Below are 21265 nucleotides of genomic sequence, written 5' to 3'. Positions count from 1 at the left end.
AGATTAAAGCGTATTTGTATCGTCTATAGTAAGCGTAAATGTTTTGCCATCGCTTTCAGCCTGATACTCGGTCTTACCTGCATCATCTTGCTTAGTCCAGCCACCGTTTACGTCAGCATCATCACCTAGATTAAATTTATTGCCTTTTAGGGTTAGTGATTCTGTATTTGGGCTTATATCTAGCATATCAGCTGGATTTAGCTTACTTACGGCATCACCTTTTGTTACTTCCATGCTTGCATCTTTTTGTGAATGCATTATATGGGTTTCAAACTCTTTATTAACTCCCACTTTACTATCATAGTAAGTCTCTTTTGTTTTTATAAGAGTGTCATTACCTTCATTTCCTTGTATCTGCATCCAGTAGCCATCTTTTTGTGCAAGCACATTTTTGCCTACTATCAAAGTGTCATCACCTTTGCCCAAAAATGCATGGTTTTGCAAATGCACACCATCAAGCACCAAGGTATCATCGCCATCATCAAGAAATATTGCACCTTCTACCTTAGAGCCATCCTTTATCTCCACTCTATCATTTCCTTCATTGGTCTGAATCTGTCCTTTAACTATAGAGCTTTGGTCTATGACTATATGATCAACTCCTTCGCCAGTTTTTATATTATGCTCTACCACAGATTGATTTTTGATTGTTAAGGTGTCATCTCCATCACTCATTATAATATGCCCATTTACTCTTGCATTATCCACTTCTATATTAGACGCACCCTCTATACCATTTGTTTGACCGCCGTTTGTTACTTCTACGCTAGAGCCTTGAGCGACGTAAATATTTCCGTTCTCTACCTTTGAGCCTTCGCCATCTATATATACTTTTGTGATACCTTCATTATCCACAAACAAATCATCACTACCAGCACCGCCAGCTATTAACTTAGAGCCACCTTTGATATTTAGCGTATCATCGCCAGCACCTAGTTTTACACTATTTACTACAGAGCCATTGTCTAGGGTTACACTATCATTTCCGCTATCCATTTCTATTTTGCCATTTATCTTTGTGGTAGCGCCCGATATTTCTAAAGTATCATCACCCATACCACCCCTGATATCGCCGCCGACTTTGGCGCCATTTCTGACTATTATGGTGTCAGTATCTTGTGTACCCTCATATACTACTCCACCAGTAGGACCAGTCGCTATGCCATTAGCTATAGTAGCATTATCTACTATCACGGTGTCATTTCCACGACCAGCAGAAATAATATCATTGACTTTAGCACCATTGCTTACCTCTATGTGACTATCTGTGTACACATTATCAGGAGCTTGATCTAGTATGCCAGATACCACGCTTCCATTTCCGCTTACTATCATAGTCTTAGCGTCTAAGATATAGCCAGCACTAGCGCCGTCTAGGACTTTAATGCTACTATTATCACTTGCACCATCCAGCATTACGTATCCATTTACTTTAGTACCAGCACCACTTGCTTCAAAAGTACCGCTGCCACTTTTATCCACATAAATACTCTTAAGCACTGCTCCATCTTTTAGATATACGCTGTCATCTCCAGCGCCTGTTGCTAGGTTTTTAATCTCACTACCGCTAGCATTTACCTCATCATCGCCGCTTCCAGTATTTATTAGCGCAGTTACCTTTGCGCCGTTTATTAAATTCACGCTATCATCACCAGCGCCAGTGTAGATGTATTTTACAGTTACGCCGTCGATTGTGATATTGTCATTGCCATTAGCACCAAATATCGCGACATCGGCACTTGATCCAGCCTTTAACACTAGTGTGTTGGCATCTTTGTAGCTGTCAAATTTATCGTCTCTAGCTATCACTAGGGCTTTAGCGTGCTCTCCAGCTATTAGCGCAGAGCCATCAGCTGCCATGTACCAGCCATCGACTACCTTAAACTCACCAGCCTTTGCACTAAATTTATCATTCTCTATTTTATCCGCGTAATCTTTTAGCGCAGTCGCAGCGCTAAATCCACTAACCACGGCATTAGTGTCCACTTCGCCTTTAAAGCTAGATAGAGGCACAGGCACGATAAGTCCACCCTCATCATTCTGCCCTGCCCAGCTGTAGGTCTTTTCTACTGCTGGGGCTGTCGTGTTACCAGACTGATCGGTTGCAGTGGCTTTTATAGGGGTGTCGTTTTTTACCACGCCAGCTTCAAAGACTACCCTGCCATCTACCACGCTCACACCATCAGGCGTAGCACTATCAGCACTCCAGCCGTCTGCGCCTTTGCTTAAGTTTATTTGTTGCTCGCTGCCAGCATTTTTGCCAGCAGCTGGAGTGTAGCTCACTGTGGCCGATGTGGCGTCATCATCGCTTGGCAAGTTTACAAAAGCCCTACCGTAATCCACACTATCATTAGCCGTATGTATGTCTATGTCACCCTCGCTTAGAGCTGGTGGAGTCGTATCGGTTGGCGTAGCTGGGGTAATAGGCGAAACACTGCTAGAGCCTTGGTCTGCGCTACCTGAAGCGGTATCAGTCGCTGGACTTGTTGGTGTTGGTGGGGTAACTGGGCTTACTGGAGTGCCTGCATTTGCTGAGCTATCAGAGCCAGGAGTGCTTATAGAAGCAGGATTATTATCAATTTCCCCAGCTACCGCAGGAGCACCAGCGGCTACATTTGTAGCACCTGCTGTTACATTAGTGGCATTAACAGAGTTTATTTGGCTTGCGATAGAGCCGTTGGTTTGGCTTAGGACTGTACTTTCACGGCCTGCAGCGTCAAAGCCAGCCGCACCTAGACTCGCACCGTTTCCGCCAGTGCCGCCACCTGCTGGAGCACCACCTGCTGCTGTTGACTCTAGATCTGTTAGGTCATCGCCACCTAGGATTTGGGCCTGCAAATCAGACACATCAGCTAAAGCATCTGCTGTATCTTGGCTTAGGGTCTGAACTGGTTCTATGACTTTTTCAGTACCGTTTGGTAGTACCAAAATAGCCTTTGAGTTCTCTCCAACCGCCACTACATTATTTACATCATCTACTATGCTTCCAGCGCCCAGGGCTATTTCCTTGCCGCCTTCTTTTACTATGACTTTACCTTCAACTTCTTTTACCACAGCTGATTTAGCCATATTTTCTCCTTTATTAATCAAATTTAAATGTATTATACAACAAATTTTACAATTTAGACATTGTACTAATGGGCAAAGTACAGATAAATTTATAAATTTTTATTCTTTAAAAGACGCTCTTTGTCCTTATAATCAGGCACGATTAAAGCCAGAGCAGAGTAAAAGCTGGGCTTGTGATGTGGGTGATTTAGGTGAGTTAGTTCATGCACTATTACGTACTCTATCTGCAAAAAGCTGCGACTAATCAGCTCTAGGGATAAATTTATATACCCCTTGCGCGAGTTACAACTACCCCAGCGAGTGCTCATCTGCTTTATTCTAATGGCGTTTACTTTTCCGTTTATTAGTGGTTTTAGTCTGACAAAGCAATATCCAAAGATAGCTCTAGCAATGCTTTGCTTTAGCTTTTTTAGCGCAGCTTCATCTCTTGCTATGATGACGCCATTTAAATTTTTTGCGCTCTCATTTGCCAAAACTTCAACCGCAAAACTATCCTTAAATATAAAGCTTTGCGGTTTAGCCACACATAGTAAGGCTGCTTTAAATTTAACACCTCTAAAATCGCCAAAAACCACGCCAAATCTAGCTCCAAGCAGCCAGACACCACTACCACAACTCGCCCCAGCCTCACGCACCCTAGCTACAGTACGCACTATCCACTCTGCATGGCTTTGAGCAAAGCTAGCCATAGCGCTAAAGCTAGTCCGAGTAGGCGCCACAACCTCAGCCTCACCGCCTTTTTTTACGCGAAGTTTTATGTATTTTGCTAGGTGGTGCTTTTTTAGCTTTACACACACGCCGCCCACATCTATACTAAGGCTTTCTCTTGCCATTTTCTACTTTTCCAGCGCCACGTATTTACTAGCCCCCTAAGCCACTCATCGGCCACAAAGCCCAGCCACACGCCCACTATGCCAAAGCCTAGCTTAATGCCAAGCCAGTAGCCAAGCGGCAGGCTCACACCCCACATAAAAATAAGCCCAGTAGCAAGCGGAAAGCGCGCATCGCCGCTAGCACGCAGGGCATTTACCATCACGATATTAAAAGTCCTGCCTATTTCAAGCACTATCGAAAGCCCAAAAAGCGGCAGCATAATCTCACGCATAGCTGGCGTAATATCAAGCCTGCTAAGCACTTCGCCCCGCCCCAGATAAAACGCCACCACTACCGCCGCAGTCGCACCCATACCTATCCAAAGCGCCCTAAAAGCCTGATTATAAGCCTTTTGAAATTCCCTAGCTCCGACCAAATGCCCCACTATTACTTCATTTGCCACGCTAATAGCCGCCCCAAAAAGCAGCAGCAAAAGCGTAAGCTGAAAGTAAATAGTCTGCACCGCAAGGCTATCTGCGCCCATACTCGCCACAAAGCCAAACGCCACCATATACTGCCCCATCCAGAGCAGATTCTCCCCAGCACTGGGCAGACCCACAGCTAGCACACGGCGCAGCATATCAAAATGAAAGCTAAACAGATAGGATAAATTTATCCTGATTTTAGCCATTTTCACAAGCATAAAACCAAGCACAACAAGAGCCACCACTCGCCCAGCCAAGGTGCTAAACCCAACGCCCACAAGTCCAAAATTTGGCAGCCCAAAGTAGCCAAAAAGTGCTATGGCGTTGCCTGTGATTGTGATTAAATTCATAATAAAAGATACGAGCATAACTGGGCTTGCATAGCCATACACACGCAAAATCGCCGCCATCACCACCCCTATGCCGTCAAAGCAAAGCGCCCAGCCCAGGATATGCAAATAAGCGTAGCTATCCGCCCTTAGCTCGCTTGGGACGTGCATAAGCGCAAGCAGCTCGTGTCCGAAGAAAAATATCACCAAAGCACAAAAGACGCCCAAAATCGCATTAAAAGTAAGGCTAGCGTGTATAACCCTGCGTGCTAGACGCTCATTTTTAGCCCCCAAAGCCTGAGCCACCACGATAGAACAGCCCACGCTAAGAAAGCTAAAAATCGTCATAAAAAGATCCATCACCTGATTGCCAGCGCCCATAGCTCCGACTAAATGCACGCTAACAAGCGTAACCATATAGGTGTTTATAAGCAGGGTTAAAAAGTGTAGTAGCATATCAAAAAATATCGGCACACTAAGACGAGTTAGGCTTATATTTTTCTCTTTTAAATTTTGCATTTTTGCTTCTTTTGGGTGTGATAAAAGGGCGTAATTTTACGACAAATATTTAAATTTATTTAAAATTTTTTAACAATATAAAGCCACTCTTTTACGTATTTTTCGCGGTTTGATAGATTGCGACTAGCACGAAAGGCGTTATAACGTCGCTCTAAAAGCCTAACTTTTCCCAGTTTTTTTAAATTTTTATCAAACTCATCTGCGCTTATTATGCCCTCGTTATTGTATGAGATTAGCACAAACCTTGCCTTTACCCTCGCCACTAGCTCAAAAAACGCCTCACTCGCATTTGCTTTATTAAACTCACTTCTGTTCCAGTTTTTTGGAATTCCTGAGACTTTGCTTATCTCATTTGGACGATTATAGGAGGCGATTAAATTTAACATAAAATAGTTTGAGCCATATGGGTGGATATTATAAGGCGGATCAAGATATGCCACATCAACACTAGGCATATCTTTAGCTAGATTTAAGGCATCAAGCTGCGTTACATCAAATGGCACATCATGCTTTGAAAAGAGTGGAAACGGCAGGCTTATCTCGCCTTTTATTCTATTTAGCGCATGCCCTGCTCTACCCCCATATGCTCCGATACCTTTTTCATCTTTATAAAAGCCCTTAAAAACTCCAGCCGTATTTGCATGAACACTAGCCTTAAAAAGCAGAGGCGCTATGAAAAATGGCTTTAAATTTGCTGGAGAAAACTCATCTATATTTTGGCGAATTGTGTCAATTAATGCCGCATTTTTAGTGGTGTAAAACACCCTCTCCCCTTGCTTAATACACCCATCATCTTTTGGGGCGTAAAGCTCGCTTATAATGCCTTTTTTTAGGATTTTGGTATTTGAAATTTGTTCGTGTAAGGAGCCAAGTAAGACTAGGTCAAGCTCGCTTTGGTTTGACAAATAACACTCGTTTATAATCTTTGAGTAAGCCTCTAAATCATTTGCCAAAATATAACTAGCGCTTGATTTAAAGCTACGTGCGACTATGCCGCTACCGCTAAAAATATCAGCAAAACTAAGGCGTGATTTTCTAAGCTCGTCCTTTGCCATTTTTACTCCGCTACCTAAAAACTCCAAAAGCGCTCTTTTGTTGCCGATATAAGTGATAATTTGCTCTTTTAAAAACTCTATATTTTCATCCATCGCGCCATTATATCATATTTTTAAGGGCGTTTTGGGTAAAATGGCGCTTTTAAAAGAGGTAAAGATGGCACTAATTGACTTAATAGACATAAGCAAAAAATTCAGCATCAAGCAGGTGCTAAATGGCGTGAGCCTAAATATCAACGACGGCGAACGCATAGCCATAGTCGGCAAAAATGGCGGCGGCAAAAGCACTCTGATGAAAATAATAAATGGCGAATACGAACCTGATGAGGGGCGAGTGATAAGGCAGGCAAATATCAGCATAGATATGCTGGCTCAAAGCCCTAAATTTGACGACGCTTTAAGGGTAAAAGAGGCGCTAAATGCGCAGGTGGGGGAGATTATCGCGGCTAGAAATGAGTACTTTGCCCTTACCGCCCAGCCAGCTAGCAGCGAAAATGAAAGCAAAATAGAAGAGCTTTTTAAATTTATAGAGAGCAAAGACGGCTGGGATGTGGAGAGAAAAATCGAGCAGATTTTAGAGCATTTTAAGCTAAAAGAGTATGAAGACAGGCTCGTGGCGTCCCTAAGCGGTGGGGAGATTAGGCGTGTGGCTCTGGGCGGGCTAATACTCACCCATCCAGACGTGCTACTGCTAGATGAGCCGACAAACCACCTTGATGTGTATATGGTGCAGTTTTTGGAGCAGATTTTGCTCTCTTCAAAGCAGACTATTGTCTTTATCAGCCACGACCGCTACTTTATCGACGCTATCGCCACTCGTACCATAGAAATTGATGAGGGAGAGCTTAGAAGCTTTGCTGGGGGATATGGCTACTATCTGGAAAAAAAGCAAGAAATTCTAGCTAGCCTTGCAAAAAGCCACGAAACGCTTTTAAAGCAGCTAAAAAGCGAAGAGGAGTGGCTGCGTCGTGGGGTAAAGGCGCGCCTAAAACGCAACGAAGGGCGCAAGGCTAGGCTAATGGCTATGCGTGAAGAAGCTAAGCGCAACCCAGGCGTAATCCGCCGAGTGCGGCTCGAGCTAGAGCGGGCAAATAAGAGCTTTATAAACGGCGGACTAAATCAAAACCGCAAAAAAATGCTTTTTGAGTTTAAGCAGCTTGGCATGAATTTAGGCTCACGCTGGCTCTTTCGTGGCTTTGAAGCTAGGGTGCTGCAGGGCGAGCGTATCGCCATAGTGGGGCGTAACGGCAGCGGCAAAAGCACGCTTTTAAAGGTGCTTTTGGGGCAGTTAAGCCCAAGTGAAGGTAGCATAAAGCGTGGCGAAGTGCGAATAGGCTATTTTGACCAAAACCGCTCAAATATCGATGAGAGCAAGAGTCTGATTGAAATTTTCTGCCCAAATGGCGGAGATAGGGTGCTGGTGCGTGGGAAAAATATGCACGTGTATGGCTATTTAAAAAACTTTCTCTTTCCAAAGGAGTTTTTAGATAAGCCTGTAAGCGTGCTAAGCGGTGGGGAGAAAAACCGCCTAGCTCTTGCCTTGCTCTTTACGCAGGAGTATGACGTGCTAATACTTGACGAGCCGACAAACGACCTTGATATAGCTACTATCAACATACTTGAGGAGTATCTGCTAAGCTTTGAGGGGGCGATACTCTTTGTCAGTCACGATAGATACTTTGTCGATAAGATAGCCAGCAAGCTTTGGGCGTTTGAAAATGACAAAATCGAAGTAAGACATGAGGAGTATAGCGTCTATCTTGAAAACGAGGCAGAAATGGCGCAAATCGCTTCATTTGAAAACGAGCTAGAAAAGTCCGCCCAGACCCAAAATCAAAAGCAAAAAATAAGCCAAAAGCTAAGCTACAAACAGAGCAAAATCCTAGCCGAGTATCCAGATTTAATAGAAAAGCTAGAGACAAAGGTGCGCTCGATTGAAGCTGACATAGCTAATCCAAAAATTTATCAAGAGGTAGGATTAGGCAAGCTTAGCAGTGAACTAGAGGCGGTACAAAACGAGCTTAGCGTGCTTGAGGAGGAATATTTTAGCGTGCTTGAAATCGCACAAGAGCTAGAAAATAGCTAGGAGCAAAGATGAAATATCTAGGACAGTTTATAATAATACTCACAGTCTGCTTTGTCGCAGAACTTATCTCAGCGCTTCTACCCTACCCCATACCAGCTAGCATTTATGGGCTGGGGCTTATGCTCGTGCTGCTTTTTAGCCGAGCTATAAAAGTCTCTGCCGTTAGGGATGTGGCGGCGTTTTTTATTGAGATTATGCCTGTGATGTTTATCCCAGCTGCTGTTGGGCTAATCACCGCAAAAGATGTGATACTTTCAAATTTAATCGGCATAGTCATAGTAGTAAGCATAGTCGCAATCATCGTACTAGCCGTAAGTGCGCTCGTAACGCAAAAGCTATATGAGTATAAAATCTCACGCTTAAAGCGAAAGTACGAAAAGGGACAAAAATGACAAAGCAAATTTTAATAAATAGCTCATTTTTTGGATTTTTGCTCTCGCTTGGGGCGTTTTGGTTTGGCGTGGTTCTTAAAAGGCGATTTCGTGTAGCTATTTTTAACCCCCTAGTCATCTCAATAATAGTCGTAGTAACCATACTTACCATACTTCAGATAAACTATGACGAGTACATAAAAAGTGCTAGCTCACTAAGCTACCTACTCACCCCAGCCACAGTCTGCCTAGCAGTACCGCTATATGAGCAGTTTAGCCTGTTACGGCAAAACTACCTAGCCATCGCCGCTGGCATACTCTCAGGCGTCATAGCTGGTATGGCTAGTATATATCTACTTAGTCTGATTTTTGGTTTTAATCATGCGCTATATGCTAGCATGCTACCAAAAAGCGTAACCATGGCTATTGGCATGGGGCTAGCTAAAGAGGCTGGTGGCATCGTAACTCTAAGCGTAGCAGCGACTATAGCTACAGGCATGGTGGGTAGCATGTGCGCCGGAGTGATATTTAAGCTACTTAAAATCACCTCAGCCGTAGCCCAGGGGCTGTCTTTAGGCACTAGCTCACACGCTATGGGCGTAGCACGTGCTTTTGAGATAGGCGACGCACAAGCAGCTATGGCGTCTTTAGCCCTTGCAGTAAGCGGGCTAATAAGCGTCGTAGCAGTAAGCATTTTTGCAAATTTAATATAGGAGGCGCAAATGATAATAAGCATAGGCAGACAAGCAGGTAGCGGTGGGCTTGAAATAGCCTCAAAGCTAGCAACTAGACTTGGGGTCGAGTTTTTAGGAGAGGAGGAGCTAATCGCAAAGGCTGCGACTTTGGGCTATTTTGAGCAGCTTTATAGCTTTTATAAAGAAAGCCCAGTTAGCACCCTAATGCAAGCAATAGCCATAAACGAGTGCGCCCCAAATCGTCAAGATGAAATTTTTGCCATGTATAGCGCGCTTGCAAATAGCGGAGATTTTGTCATCATCGGACGCTGTGCGAACTACTTTTTAAAAGGTACGCAGGAATTTGTCTCTGTGTTTTTGCACGCCCCAGATGAGTTTAAACTCTCTAGGCTTATGAACCAGCAGGGCTTTAGCCAAAGTGAGGCGCTTGAATATATGGAGCGTACCGACAGAGAAAGGGCGAGCTTTCACCGCTACTATACAGGGCAAGAGTGGGGTGGCACGCCGGGATATGACCTGTGTATAAATACCGCAAAAACTGGCATAAAAAATAGTGTCGAGATAATTTTAGATTACGCTTATAAGGAGAGAGTATGAAAATTAGTGAGATAATGAAAAACCGCTTTGCCTGCCGAGATTACACTGATGAGGTGCTAGATGATGAGCTGGTGCGCCAGATAGTGGCTACTGCTTGCCTTACGCCTAGCTCGCTGGGGCTTGAGCCGTGGCAGGTTTATGCCGTTTCGGGAGAGCAAAAGCTAGCTCGCCTGTCTGAGATTTGCCTAAATCAAAAGCAAGTCGCCACCTGCTCGCACGCCCTAATCCTTGCCAAGCACATTAATCTGCGTAGCGGGGATAAATTTTTTAAAGATTTTCTAGCAGCCAAAGACGAAGCTAGCAGGGCGTGGTATCTGGGCTTTATCAAAGACCGCTTTGATCTTATGAGCGAAGAGCAAATTTACGCCTACGGCTCAAATCAGTGCTACGCACTAATGGCAAATTTAATCAACATCGCATATGAAGCCGGGGTAAAAAGCTGCGTCATAGGCGGCTTTGACAAGGCTGCGTGCGATGAGTTTTTAGGGCTTAAGGACGATATAAAATCAGTGCTAGTCATCACGCTTGGGCGAAGCAATGAGAGCACAAAAGCAAAGCACAGACGAGATATAAAAAGTGTACTGGAGATGATAAAGTGAAGCGTGTGCTAATCCTAGCCACTGGTGGCACAATAGCAGGAAGCGCTAAAGACGCTACCTCAAGCCAGTACACAGCTGGCAAAATGGGCGTGGACGAGCTAATAAAAAGCGTAAGCGGGCTTGAAAAACTAGCCAAAATAAGCTTTGAGCAGATCTCAAACATCGGCTCGCAAGATATGGACGTGGCGACTTTAGGCGAAATAAAAAGACGAATTTACAAAGCGCATGAGAGTGGAGAATTTGACGGGGTGGTCGTACTTCATGGCACAGATACCATGGAGGAGAGCGCATTTTATCTAACCTTAAGCCTAGATATTAGCACACCAGTAATCCTAACTGGAGCCATGCGAAATAGCTCATCACTAAGTAGCGACGGCGCGCTAAATATCTACGACGCAGTGGGCGTGGCCATAAGCGAGCAGGCCAAAAATAGCGGGGTACTCGTCGTCCTAAATTCCCAAATCCACGCAGCAAGCTACGTAACAAAGCTAGACTGTGCAAATGTCGCAGCGTTTGACTCGCCAAATCTAGGGCAAATAGGCGTGGTAAACTACGGCGATGCGAAGTTTTACACAAAGCCAGCCGTGCCAAATAGGGGCAAATTTAAAAGCGCAGACAAGGTAGAAAAAGTAGGTATAATCACCGCTGGCGTGGATCTTTTAGATGGGCTGGGAGAGGAGATGGTGCGCTTTATGCTTAGCAGCGGAGTGCGTGGGATAGTGCTAGAAGGCGTGGGAAACGGCAACGCTAGTGCAAAGCTTTTACAAGAGCTTGAAAAAGCGGCTCTTAGCGGGGTAGTGATAGTGCGAGCCAGTAGGTGCGTAAAAGGCGAAGTAAGAGAGCAAGCCGAGATAGTAAATGATAAATTTATAGCCTCTTATGGGCTAAATCCAGCAAAATCAAGGCTACTTCTTGCGCTTGGGCTTGGGGCTGGATTTGACTTTAATGAGATAAAGGCGCTTTTTAGCCAGTACTAGGCGGATTTTAAATTTTAATCGCCGCTAGAATAAATAAAGGGGCGCAAATTCTAAAGCAGACAAAAGCCCCCTACTTCAAAATCCCTTGTAAAGCCCATCCTCCTATTTACCCTCAGCACAAAACATCATTGCGCCCAAGGCTTTTAAAGGTAATACATGCCTTGCTATCCACACTTTTTGATAAAATTTATCTGCACCACTTTTTGCACCATTTCTTAGCCATGCTGCACTGATACGCCTTTTATGTCTTATTTAGCTAGCACTCATTTGCGGATTTGCCTGTAAAATTACCGCTTATTCCGAATAAGGCTAAAATAAGAGCGACTAGCCAAAAGTGTTCAAAATAACAAAGGCTAGGTGGATAGTAATCGTAAACATTAGCCGCTTTTTAAATTTAAACCACGCATTATAACTTTAATTTTCACAACTTAAATAAACGCTATTTACAAAGAATACTGTGGCCACCTAAAAATGGGGAGTACATCAGCTTAAAGAAGGTGGCGTATCGCACTTTGGCGAATTTGAAGCGCCAAAGTAGGCTTTATAAATTTTAACATCTCTTTTGCACCTAGGCTATTACGTAATCTCTGGCTTTTAAAGCATTACTTTACAAAATTTTAAGGCAAGCTCTACGCCACTTTATAGCGCAAACTCGCTCAGCCATCACGCCAAAGCTATAGAGCAATGTCGGCAACTTTAAAAACCACTGAAATAAATTAATAGATTCGTTTATCAAGAAGTAACAAAAAACCACTTTATTTATAATAAATTTATCAGCTTTTTGCACTATCATGCTTTAAATCAAGTATAAATTTAAAGCGTGATTAAAGCCAGCTAGATTATAGAGCTTAAAATTATTTTAAAATATTTATATAATCTGCTCGGTTTATTAAAAGCGACTCTTTGGCGACATCTTTTCTATCCTCGCCAACTAGCAGAGTGGTTAAATTTATCCCACCCAGTATTGCCCGTCCACCGTCTTTTGTGCGAAGCCCCCAAACATCATGAAGCACGAGCGGCTCGCCCTGCGCGCTAAGCCCCACATAAAGCATAATATGCCCTGGCAAATGCACCAAAGTACGATACGGCACACCCTCTTTTGCGATTAATTCTAGCTTTTGATTTTGACTAAGTCCCTTTAAGCTAATGCGCTCCCCAATGGCTGATTGCGCCCTTGAGTTTCTAGGCAGCCACAGTCCAAAGCCTGCTAAAAAGTCCTTTGTAAACAGCGAACAATCTCTAAGTCCCCCCAGTCCGCCCCAGCCATACGCCTGCCCTAAAAGCGCATTTGTAAGCTGCGCAAGCCTTGCATCATTCATTACCATAGGATACCTAGCAACAGCCTGCGCACTCACGACAAACTCGCTAAGCCCGCCCTCTGTATACATGCGCCCCGTCCACTCATTTTCGCCCTCGTAACTTAGCGGTAAAATCATACCTATGCGACTTTGTGCGATAAATTTACCCTCTTTATCACGCAAAGCTTCACCGTCTTTAAGTGCAACAAGCCAGCTAGCACTACTAGCATACGCATGCGCCTCACTCTCGCTTAGTTCTAGTATGTCGCTTGCCTTTACCCAGCCCCACACGTCATCATCACGTACCAAAGCCCACGCACCATCAGCTGAGTAATGCGAGATAAAAAGTGCTGCCCCCACAGGCAATGCTGAGATTTGCAAATAATCAAAAGGCCAGCCCTCGCCTGCTTTTTTAGGGTCTGAAAAAAGCGGAGCAGCACTTGGCAATGCCCTAAGCGCCGTATCTCTAAGCGTGATAGCATAAGCGCTTACCTTGCCTATATCATCACGCGCTACGTTTTTAGCAAGCCTAGCAAAAAACTCAGGCTTTAATGGCTTTAAATTTGCCCCATACCACGGCTTTTTAGCACGGAATTTATAGCTATTTACACCCCAGAGCAGACTATCTGGCTTTTCGTCTATTGTCTTTATATTCCACGGAGCAAATCGCCTAGCAATAAGTCGCGCACTATCTATACCCATAGCGTCATTTATCTTTGGTAGACTACTTGAGCTTTGCGGAGTCTCAGGCTCTAATGGGGCTTGCATGCTCGTACAAGCGACGAGTAAAAATCCTGCTAAAATAGCAAAAATTGTCCTTTTCAAAACATTTTCCTTTAAATTTTTGGCGTATTATAGCGGTTTTTAGCTCATTTTTGGTGTGATTTTGCTAAAATATTTATATTAAATTTAAAAGAAAAGTCGTGCTTGAGAAAATTTTAGAGATTTTAAACCATTCAAACCTATTCCTAACTGGCGGCGGAGGAGTCGGCAAAAGCTACCTCACGCAAGCTATTGTGGCGCATTATAAAAACGAGCTTAAAAACGTAGTCGTACTAGGAAGTACCGGCATAAGCGCAGTAAGCGTAGGCGGCGTGAGCGTGCATAGCTTTTTTAAATTTGGCATAAGCTCAAACTTTGAGGAGCTACGTGTGCTTGACACAAAGCAAAAAAGTGCACTCTCAAAGGTACGCGCAGTGCTTGATAGCTGTGATTTGCTTATTATCGATGAGATTTCTATGATAAGTGCACAGCTGCTTGATATGGTTTATTATCGCTTGAGGGCGTCTAAATTTATAGGTAGAGTTATGCTCGTGGGTGATTTTTACCAGCTTCCGCCTGTTAAAAAGCAAACCGTGCAAAATCCGCAAAATAGCCTCTTTGGGGCTGATTTGCTAAATTTTACATACGCATTTGATTCTAGGGCTTGGCATGAGCTTGAGCTAGTTTGCGTGGAGTTAGTAAATTCAAAGCGCACAAACGATGCGCACTTTTATGAAATTTTAAACAAACTAAGAGTAGGAGAGCTTGACGAAAGCAGCCTAAAATACCTAAATAACCTACGAATAAAGCATATAAACCTAGACGCAAATACTAGCGTATTATTTGGCAGAAACCGAGAGAGCGAAGAGCTAAATAATGTAATGCTTTCCATGTTAGATACCCCTGAAGTAGCTATAAATGCAAAAATCGACGTGTACGATCCGAGCCTAAAAAACGAAGCTATATCTAGATGGGTAAATAACCTAAATGCGCCTTTAAATTTAATCATAAAAGTTGGCGCAAAGGTGATGTTTGTAACAAACAAATGGGGCGAATACTACAACGGAGAGCGCGGCGAAGTAGTGCACATAGAGCGCAGTAAAGACGAAGTAGAGAGTATAATCATAAAAAAGACAAATCAAGAAATAGTAAGCATAAAAAGGCACACCTTTAACCTAAGTGAGTTTGTAAGCGACGGCGAGGAGGTGAGTGAGGATGTTAGGGCTAGCTTCTCGCAGTTTCCATTTAAGCTAGCCTACGCCATCACCATACACAAATCTCAAGGCATGAGCATAGATAGGCTTACATGCAATCTTGATAATATCTTTGCAAATGGACAGCTTTACGTCGCACTATCTCGTGCGACTTCACCGACTGGACTTGGGCTTGTGTATACTAGAGCACGCGATTTTAATGAATACTTAAAGCAGGTAATAAGAATAGACCCTGCTGTGCGTGATTTTTACAATAGTACAAATTTTATAAAGGAGCAGTGATGATACGGACTATTTTACTGGCTATGGTTGCGTTTATGGCGGCTGGGGCTGATATATTACAGATTAAGGAATTTAGCACAGACGTCTACTCAAAAATGGCGGCAAATGCCACCAAAAAGGTCTCTTTAAGCCTTGAGGTAATCGGCAGAGACATGGGTGATAACGAGGCTTACGTGCTTGATGCACTAAATGTGATAATAGGAAGCTTTTATGTGGAGGATCTACTTACTAGCCGTGGCAAAGAGCGGCTTAAGAGCGAGTTTATCAAATACGCCGCAAAAAAGCACTCCATTGATATAGATACGGTGCTGATTTTAGGGCTTAGGGTGGTTGAGGATTTAAGCTTAGAACGTGTCTTAGCAGCTATTAAAGAGCGTAACCTCTGCTCTAATAATGACGGCGCCCACAAAGACAATAAACCAAACGCAAACGAGATAATAATCTCCCCAAAAAACCTAAATCAAAAGCCCATTGATTTAAATTCCATCAAAGAATTTGGCAAGGATTTTGGCGAGGAGTGAGGCGCATTTGTTCACTGCGCCTTAAAATTTGACAACCGAACTTATATACAAATAAAAATAGCAAAAGATAAATTTATCTAAGCTCTTTTAAATAATAGTGTCTTTTAATCACAAATTTAAGCCACCCTACAAGCCTAACGCTCCTAATTTGAGTCACTGGCTTTTAGTATTCGCCACTACCCTGTAATGTCAGCATGATTTAGTACTTTTAAGCTTGGTGCAAAAATCCAAAAAGCATCACTTGGCTTGCGAATCCTAAGAAAAAGCGAATCTTTTAACTAGATATTAGTAAGTATATCATCATGCGCTACGAGCAACAAATAAGCCTCTTATATACATGGCTATGGCTTAGTTTTTAAATTTACAAAGCAATGGTATTTGTTTTATAAAGCTAAATTTAAATAAGATGTAGAATTTAGTTTAGTCTTGCTTCATATATACTGGAACTGATTTACGCTACAAAGTGGCTTAGAAATAAAGCTTCTTTGGCAAAGCAAAGCTTGCTTAAATAAGTCCTACTTTGATAAATAAACTTATAGACCAACTTAACCAAAAAGGCGCAAATAAAAAAGCCACCCTGTCCCTAAGACAAGGCGGCAAAACAAGTTAAAACGCCTTACTTACGGACGATGATTATCCGTGTCAATAAGAGGTAAAGAATGCGCAAAATTAACCTGAGGCTTCGTTAGACTACAAGCGCTGCTAATATCCAGCTCGCCATTTTTAAAGCAAGCGTTAAGCATGCGAATATCGATAGCGTAAAAGGCGTCCTTGTTTACGCTAGTATGCCCACTTGCGTCAACTTCGCAAGGATTATTAAGAGTACAAGGCCTGCCATTTTGATTGCCAGTATTAATCATGGCCACAATTTTACCGTCTTTATCAACAACTGGTGTACCACTAGCACCTGGTAAAATATTACACTCCTCACTTTTAACAAGTCTAGCAACCTCGATCCACTGCCATTTATCCTCCTTAACCATCTGCGCTATACCATCCACCTTGCAGGTATATCTTTGCTCTAAATTACCACTGGCTGCACTCACGTTATCCCCAGCTTTTGGCAGTGCGCTAGAAATCTCCCTAGGGCTTATGCGAAGCTTCTGCTTTAGATCGCCATAGCTCATATTTGTGCGCAAAATGGCAATATCTGTGTTTGTCATGGTCGCGTATATGATTTTATCGACTGTAAGACTACCGACTATTAGCGGAGTATTGCCACGATAAACGGTGGCGACGTCGCTATAGGGCTGATTAATCATCGCATCTATAGTAGCAAAGTCCTTACTAACGCAGTGCCCGTTTGTTAAAAGTAGGACTTTATCGCTGTCTTTTTGCCCCGCAAACTCAACTATACTAGCCGAGCAGTTGCGAATTTTAGCCATACCGTCATAAGTAGCTGGTGCTGCAGCTAGCATGCCACTAGCTAAAATACCCAGAAAAAACGCTAATGTTTTTTTCATGTTTTCCTCCTTAGATTTGGTATACAATAAAATATTATCAATATTTAAGTAAATTTATTGACAAGCATTTTTAAACACGGCTGGATTTTACAGGCGATACCATGACTAGCGTCAAATATGTGGTGTAAAATTAGAATCTTTTTAAAGCAAAACAAAAAGATTAAATTTAATAGCGTTGATTTCCCTCCTAGCCTAGTTATCTTAACTGCCAAATTTATACAGGTAAAAGATAAGCTTTTAAAATATTTTTAAGCATTAATAATATTTCTCTAGGCTAAATTTAATCCTAAGCCTTTCAAAAAGTTTAAAGCTAGCTAGACTATTCTTACTAAAGTAAATTTAAAACCAAAAAACATAGCAGGCACAAAGCCTGATAAATCCCTTAGGGCTTTAAAATTTCTAAAGTCTCACTCATTAATAGTCTCTTTTATCTCTTGCAATTGTAAGCCATTTGGTTTTATAGCCAAAGCAATGCTAAGATAGTGTTAAATAAAAAACCGATGCCTTACAAAGCCCTGGTTTTAATCCAAAAAACGCCTATATCAAACTATTTTAGCAGCTCTCAACCCCAGTAACAAACTCGATAAATTTAAATCTCTCGCCCAAAAACGAAGGCATTGTTAGATACTTTAGCTGTTTTAGAGCGTTTTTTGCTGCATTTTCGCCGCCACGCTTTTGGATTATTTCAACCAGCTCAGTTACCGCACACTCGCCCAAAAGCGCGCTAGCTTGGGTTTTATAGCTAGACATGCGCCAACCCTCGCTAGCAAAGCACTGCGCCAAATAGCTAAAACACACATCATAAGTAATATCACAGGTACCAAAAAACTCATCTAAATTCTCAACTTCAAAAAAGTTAAAAACATCGTGGTTTTTGTAAATCCTAAGGCTAAAATCTCCCCTATGAGCCCACTCTCCATAATCAAAGCTAATAAATCGTCCGCTATCAACCGCACGAGATAGCTTTCTAGCAAACTCCCTATAAATGGGGCTAAACTCGCCTTTAAGCACACCAGCACTAGAGGCAGCGGTGCTGATTTTAGGCAGGGCTTTATCCCAGATTATGCCTCTATTTTCGTCAAAAAACGCCATCTCATCGCCATTTATTAGCTCACAGGCGAAGCTGTCAAAAAGCTCATTTGATATCACAAAAGCCTCATCTAGCCTAAGCTCATCTAAATCCCTAACCCACTCTACAAAAACCTCCTCGCCAAAGCGCTCGCTAAATGTCTGCTTTTGCATGCTAATAAGCTTTTCGTGAGGCTCTACAATGATAAAACGCACGCTTTTTAAAAGCTCAGGTGCTAGGGTGTAAACACCCTGAATAAAATCTGCCATCATAGCACCATCATTTGCCCCTATCTCAACGACTGCACAGTCTGTTTCTAAGTGGCTTTTGCTAATTAGTCTGATAAAATAATTTGCAAGTGCTGCTCCAAATAAATACCCCACGCTCACACTTGTGTAAAAATCGCCCTCTCGCCCTATTTTAACGCCCTTTGCGTAATACTCCTCATGCACCCAACAGGAAAAATATTCACTAAATTTAATCAAATAAATTCCTTATTTTTTATTCTGTGAGCTTTGCTCATCAGCGCTTATAGAAGGGATTAAATAACCCTCATTTACAAGCGTATCGACTATTTTTTTAAAGCTTGGCAAAGCCGCCAAAGCCCCAAAATAATAGCCCTTTTTTCTAGGCTCCTTGCACCATACGCCTATGGTGTACCTGTGTCCGCTAGCGTCATTTGCAAAGCCAAAAAACGAGCCATTATAGCGGTTTGCATACCCACCGCCCTCAGCTATGTGCGCGGTACCAGTCTTGCCACCTACTTCTATGCCAGCTGTCCTAGCCTTTGCGCCAGTGCCTTTTTCTACGGTTTTTATTAAAATTCTTTTCATGATTTTAGCCACTTCTTGACTAATGACTTGCGTGCCACCGCTAAAGTCTAACTCATACTCATTTGAAGCGCGAAGTAGCGAAGTGGCTAGATGTGGGCGTACTTCGATGCCTTTGTTATTAAAGGCGTTATAAGCTTTTAAAAGCTGCATGAAAGTAACGCTAAGTCCATATCCATAGCTTACTGTGGCGCGATAAATTTTTGAGTTTAGCTGGTTTGGGCTTGGGATTATGCCAGTTTTTTCATTTGGCAAATCAACACCGCTAATTGCGCCAAATCCAAACTTCCTAAGCCCATCATCAAGCTCCTTTCCGCTAAGCATATCAGAAAGCTCTATCATGCCTATATTTGAGCTATACACTATCACGTCCTCAGCGCTCATATATGGCTCTGGGTGCGTGTCTACAACGGTGGTTTTGCCTAGTTTGTATCGCCCATTGTGAGTATTTACTAGCTTAAATGGATTAAAGCCCTTATGCTCTAGCAGCAGCGAAAAAACAAAAGGCTTCATAATAGACCCTGGCTCATACGGACGCTCAGCCACGGTTGCGTCTAGGTAACTAATCTGCGACTGCTTTATGCGGCTTGGGTTAAAGCGATTTGACGAGGCAAGCGAGATAATCTGCCCTGTCGCACTATCCATAACAGCCGCGACTATCTCCTTTGCTTGCAAAAACTCCTTTTGTTCATCAAGGATAGCCTCTATCATAACCTGAAGACTAAGCGGCACCCCTAGGCGCACATCATATCCATCTATGCGGTCTTTGACATCACCCATTTTATGCACAACGACATTTCTACGTACGTCTCTTGAGCCTTCAAATTTACCATCAGCTCTGTTTGAGAGATAATCATCGTAAAAATTCTCCACACCCTTTTTCTTGCCTTGAGAGTTGATATAGCCAACAACTGGAGCCAGAGCGTTTGACATGGTATACTCACGCAACTGCGATTTTTCAAGCACATCAAGCCCTTTTAAAAGCAGCCCCTGTCCGTTTTGCTTTGGCTTTGAGATAAAAAATATGTAATTTTTACTTTGGAGTTGGCGTAAATATGTGGCAGTACGAGCATCCAAATCCTCAGAGAGCGTTACAGTGCCTCGCCCCTTTTTTATAATTGCTCGGATTTTGGCTGGATTTTCGCCAGTATAAATGCTATAAAGCTTTATAAAAAGCTCTTTATTTTCAGCATTTAAAAATCTAGTATCTATCTTAGTTTCGTACACTTTTCTGCTACTTGCTAGGCTAAAGCCATCAGCACTTATTATCCTGCCTCTTAGGGCGGTATTGCCCTTTGAATGCTCATCTACATAGTCTGTATTTCTTGTAATATCGGTAGCTCTGTAAGCAAACGCCGCAATAAAGATAAGCACTAAAAATAATATGATTATAAATAGTACTGTAATCTTTGATTTTCTGGCGTTCATATGAGATTAAATTTGTGTTCTTGAGATCTCTTTATATGCGCTTAAAGCCTTGTTACGAATTTCGAGCATAAGCTTCATGCTAGTTTCTGCTTTACCTATGGCAATGGCCGCTTGGTGCAGGTCTTTTACCTCGCCTGTAGCAAGGTCTGCTATTGCTTTATCTGCGCTTTCTTGTACCTCATTTAGCTCTTTTAGGGACTCATTTAGTACACTAGCAAAGTCTAGTTTATCGCTCTGATTTTTTGTTTTTTGAGCTTGGGTTTGGTTTAAATTTAATCCATTTAGTTCATTTATACCATTCATTTATTACTGTCCTCCGATTAGACTTATAGCACTTTGCGCTATGCTTTTTGCGCTTTGAAATGCCGCCACATTTGCCTGATACGCACGAGTAGCCTCTATTAAATCAGCCATTTCAACGACCGGGTTTATATTTGGATATGCCACGTAGCCCTCGGCATTTGCGTCTGGGTGAGATGGGTCGTATTTTAGGATAAAATCCTTATCATCACGCACCACTTTATCCACAACAACACTCATCATAGGAGGAAATGCGTCGCGCGGACTGGCTGGATCATCAAGTGGATTTTCATACTCTAATAGCCCATTGCTCTCTTTTGCGTTTTTATTAAGCTCCTTATCAAATTCCACCGCCTTAAAAACAACCTCACGACGACGATATGGTCCACCCTCAGCCGTGCGCGTGGTATTTGCGTTTGCTATGTTTGAGCTTATTACATTTAGCCTAAATCTCTGAGCCGATAATCCATATCCACTTATATCAAAATCGCTTAAATACATAT

At 42.7% G+C, this 21265-nt stretch carries 18 protein-coding genes; 8 read left to right on the top strand and 10 right to left on the bottom strand.

What is annotated here, in order from left to right; all coding sequences use genetic code 11:
• Positions 1–3 precede the first annotated feature (3 nt).
• From LBC_RS04185 to LBC_RS04170, 4 genes are all read right to left on the bottom strand, one after another.
• Positions 4–3069 (bottom strand): hypothetical protein, encoded by a 3066-nt coding sequence (locus LBC_RS04185; protein WP_221254847.1) that lies wholly within the window; start codon positions 3067–3069, stop codon positions 4–6.
• 89 nt (positions 3070–3158) lie between these two features.
• A complete protein-coding gene (locus tag LBC_RS04180; protein WP_221254846.1) occupies positions 3159–3902 on the bottom strand; it encodes a M48 family metallopeptidase in 744 nt (247 codons plus the stop codon).
• A complete protein-coding gene (locus tag LBC_RS04175) occupies positions 3878–5215 on the bottom strand; it encodes an MATE family efflux transporter (RefSeq protein WP_221254845.1) in 1338 nt (445 codons plus the stop codon). Before LBC_RS04175 ends, LBC_RS04180 begins: the two co-directional genes overlap by 25 nt.
• A 59-nt stretch (positions 5216–5274) precedes the next feature.
• Positions 5275–6363 carry a DNA adenine methylase gene (locus LBC_RS04170; protein ID WP_221254844.1) on the bottom strand — a complete coding sequence of 363 codons (1089 nt, stop codon included), beginning with the start codon at positions 6361–6363 and terminating at the stop codon, positions 5275–5277.
• A gap of 64 nt (positions 6364–6427) precedes the next feature.
• Between LBC_RS04170 and abc-f the strand changes: the two genes are divergently transcribed.
• Genes abc-f through LBC_RS04140 form a run of 6 tightly spaced genes read left to right on the top strand, consistent with a single transcriptional unit; the run spans position 6428 to position 11595 of the window.
• Positions 6428–8356, top strand: coding sequence for a ribosomal protection-like ABC-F family protein (gene abc-f, locus LBC_RS04165; RefSeq protein WP_221254951.1), 1929 nt, complete (start codon positions 6428–6430; stop codon positions 8354–8356).
• 8 nt (positions 8357–8364) lie between these two features.
• The gene (locus LBC_RS04160; RefSeq protein WP_221254843.1) at positions 8365–8748 is read left to right on the top strand and encodes a CidA/LrgA family protein; all 384 of its coding nucleotides are present in this window, start codon (positions 8365–8367) and stop codon (positions 8746–8748) included.
• Positions 8745–9440: an LrgB family protein gene (locus tag LBC_RS04155; protein WP_221254842.1), complete on the top strand. Its 696-nt coding sequence runs from the start codon at positions 8745–8747 to the stop codon at positions 9438–9440. Before LBC_RS04160 ends, LBC_RS04155 begins: the two co-directional genes overlap by 4 nt.
• A 9-nt stretch (positions 9441–9449) precedes the next feature.
• Positions 9450–10019: an AAA family ATPase gene (locus tag LBC_RS04150; protein WP_221254841.1), complete on the top strand. Its 570-nt coding sequence runs from the start codon at positions 9450–9452 to the stop codon at positions 10017–10019.
• Positions 10016–10618: a nitroreductase family protein gene (locus LBC_RS04145; RefSeq protein ID WP_221254840.1), complete on the top strand. Its 603-nt coding sequence runs from the start codon at positions 10016–10018 to the stop codon at positions 10616–10618. The genes LBC_RS04150 and LBC_RS04145 overlap by 4 nt, the downstream gene beginning before the upstream one ends.
• Complete coding sequence (locus LBC_RS04140; RefSeq protein ID WP_221254839.1) at positions 10615–11595, top strand: asparaginase; 981 nt, start codon at positions 10615–10617, stop codon at positions 11593–11595. The genes LBC_RS04145 and LBC_RS04140 overlap by 4 nt, the downstream gene beginning before the upstream one ends.
• Before the next feature lie 854 nt (positions 11596–12449).
• On the opposite strand, the gene LBC_RS04135 is transcribed toward LBC_RS04140, so the two are convergent.
• The gene (locus LBC_RS04135) at positions 12450–13718 is read right to left on the bottom strand and encodes an SH3 domain-containing C40 family peptidase (RefSeq protein ID WP_221254838.1); all 1269 of its coding nucleotides are present in this window, start codon (positions 13716–13718) and stop codon (positions 12450–12452) included.
• A 98-nt stretch (positions 13719–13816) separates the two neighbouring features.
• Between LBC_RS04135 and LBC_RS04130 the strand changes: the two genes are divergently transcribed.
• Positions 13817–15151, top strand: coding sequence for an ATP-dependent RecD-like DNA helicase (locus LBC_RS04130; protein ID WP_221254837.1), 1335 nt, complete (start codon positions 13817–13819; stop codon positions 15149–15151).
• Positions 15151–15672 (top strand): flagellar basal body-associated FliL family protein, encoded by a 522-nt coding sequence (locus tag LBC_RS04125; RefSeq protein WP_221254836.1) that lies wholly within the window; start codon positions 15151–15153, stop codon positions 15670–15672. The genes LBC_RS04130 and LBC_RS04125 overlap by 1 nt, the downstream gene beginning before the upstream one ends.
• 620 nt (positions 15673–16292) lie before the next feature.
• Here LBC_RS04125 and LBC_RS04120 read toward each other — a convergent pair.
• The 5 genes from LBC_RS04120 to flgC all read right to left on the bottom strand — a co-directional run bounded on the left by LBC_RS04120 (position 16293) and on the right by flgC (position 21263).
• On the bottom strand, positions 16293–17135 hold the full coding sequence (locus LBC_RS04120) for a serine protease (RefSeq protein WP_221254835.1): 843 nt from the start codon (positions 17133–17135) through the stop codon (positions 16293–16295).
• Between the two features lie 552 nt (positions 17136–17687).
• Positions 17688–18689, bottom strand: a complete 1002-nt coding sequence (locus LBC_RS04115) for an SAM-dependent methyltransferase (RefSeq protein ID WP_260173441.1) — start codon at positions 18687–18689, stop codon at positions 17688–17690.
• 9 nt (positions 18690–18698) lie between these two features.
• Positions 18699–20462, bottom strand: coding sequence for a penicillin-binding protein 2 (locus tag LBC_RS04110; protein ID WP_221254834.1), 1764 nt, complete (start codon positions 20460–20462; stop codon positions 18699–18701).
• 6 nt (positions 20463–20468) lie between these two features.
• The gene (fliE, locus tag LBC_RS04105; RefSeq protein ID WP_221254833.1) at positions 20469–20765 is read right to left on the bottom strand and encodes a flagellar hook-basal body complex protein FliE; all 297 of its coding nucleotides are present in this window, start codon (positions 20763–20765) and stop codon (positions 20469–20471) included.
• A 3-nt stretch (positions 20766–20768) separates the two neighbouring features.
• Positions 20769–21263 carry a flagellar basal body rod protein FlgC gene (gene flgC / locus LBC_RS04100; protein ID WP_221254832.1) on the bottom strand — a complete coding sequence of 165 codons (495 nt, stop codon included), beginning with the start codon at positions 21261–21263 and terminating at the stop codon, positions 20769–20771.
• Between the last annotated feature and the right edge of the window lie 2 nt (positions 21264–21265).

Source organism: Campylobacter sp. 19-13652 (genome assembly GCF_019702925.1).
Taxonomy (GTDB): Bacteria; Campylobacterota; Campylobacteria; order Campylobacterales; family Campylobacteraceae; genus Campylobacter_A.
Note: the sequence above shows the minus strand (reverse complement) of the source record. Positions and strands in the feature narration are given on the sequence as shown.

Bases quoted from the DNA above. Each gene is read 5' to 3' on its own strand.
- abc-f (WP_221254951.1), top strand. From the start codon at position 6,428: ATGGCACTAATTGACTTAATAGACATAAGCAAAAAATTCAGCATCAAG.
- LBC_RS04125 (WP_221254836.1), top strand. From the start codon at position 15,151: ATGATACGGACTATTTTACTGGCTATGGTTGCGTTTATGGCGGCTGGG.
- LBC_RS04175 (WP_221254845.1), bottom strand. From the start codon at position 5,215: ATGCAAAATTTAAAAGAGAAAAATATAAGCCTAACTCGTCTTAGTGTG.
- LBC_RS04145 (WP_221254840.1), top strand. From the start codon at position 10,016: ATGAAAATTAGTGAGATAATGAAAAACCGCTTTGCCTGCCGAGATTAC.
- LBC_RS04160 (WP_221254843.1), top strand. From the start codon at position 8,365: ATGAAATATCTAGGACAGTTTATAATAATACTCACAGTCTGCTTTGTC.
- LBC_RS04180 (WP_221254846.1), bottom strand. From the start codon at position 3,902: ATGGCAAGAGAAAGCCTTAGTATAGATGTGGGCGGCGTGTGTGTAAAG.
- LBC_RS04155 (WP_221254842.1), top strand. From the start codon at position 8,745: ATGACAAAGCAAATTTTAATAAATAGCTCATTTTTTGGATTTTTGCTC.
- LBC_RS04120 (WP_221254835.1), bottom strand. From the start codon at position 17,135: ATGAAAAAAACATTAGCGTTTTTTCTGGGTATTTTAGCTAGTGGCATG.
- flgC (WP_221254832.1), bottom strand. From the start codon at position 21,263: ATGTATTTAAGCGATTTTGATATAAGTGGATATGGATTATCGGCTCAG.
- LBC_RS04150 (WP_221254841.1), top strand. From the start codon at position 9,450: ATGATAATAAGCATAGGCAGACAAGCAGGTAGCGGTGGGCTTGAAATA.
- fliE (WP_221254833.1), bottom strand. From the start codon at position 20,765: ATGAATGGTATAAATGAACTAAATGGATTAAATTTAAACCAAACCCAA.
- LBC_RS04170 (WP_221254844.1), bottom strand. From the start codon at position 6,363: ATGGATGAAAATATAGAGTTTTTAAAAGAGCAAATTATCACTTATATC.
- LBC_RS04110 (WP_221254834.1), bottom strand. From the start codon at position 20,462: ATGAACGCCAGAAAATCAAAGATTACAGTACTATTTATAATCATATTA.
- LBC_RS04185 (WP_221254847.1), bottom strand. From the start codon at position 3,069: ATGGCTAAATCAGCTGTGGTAAAAGAAGTTGAAGGTAAAGTCATAGTA.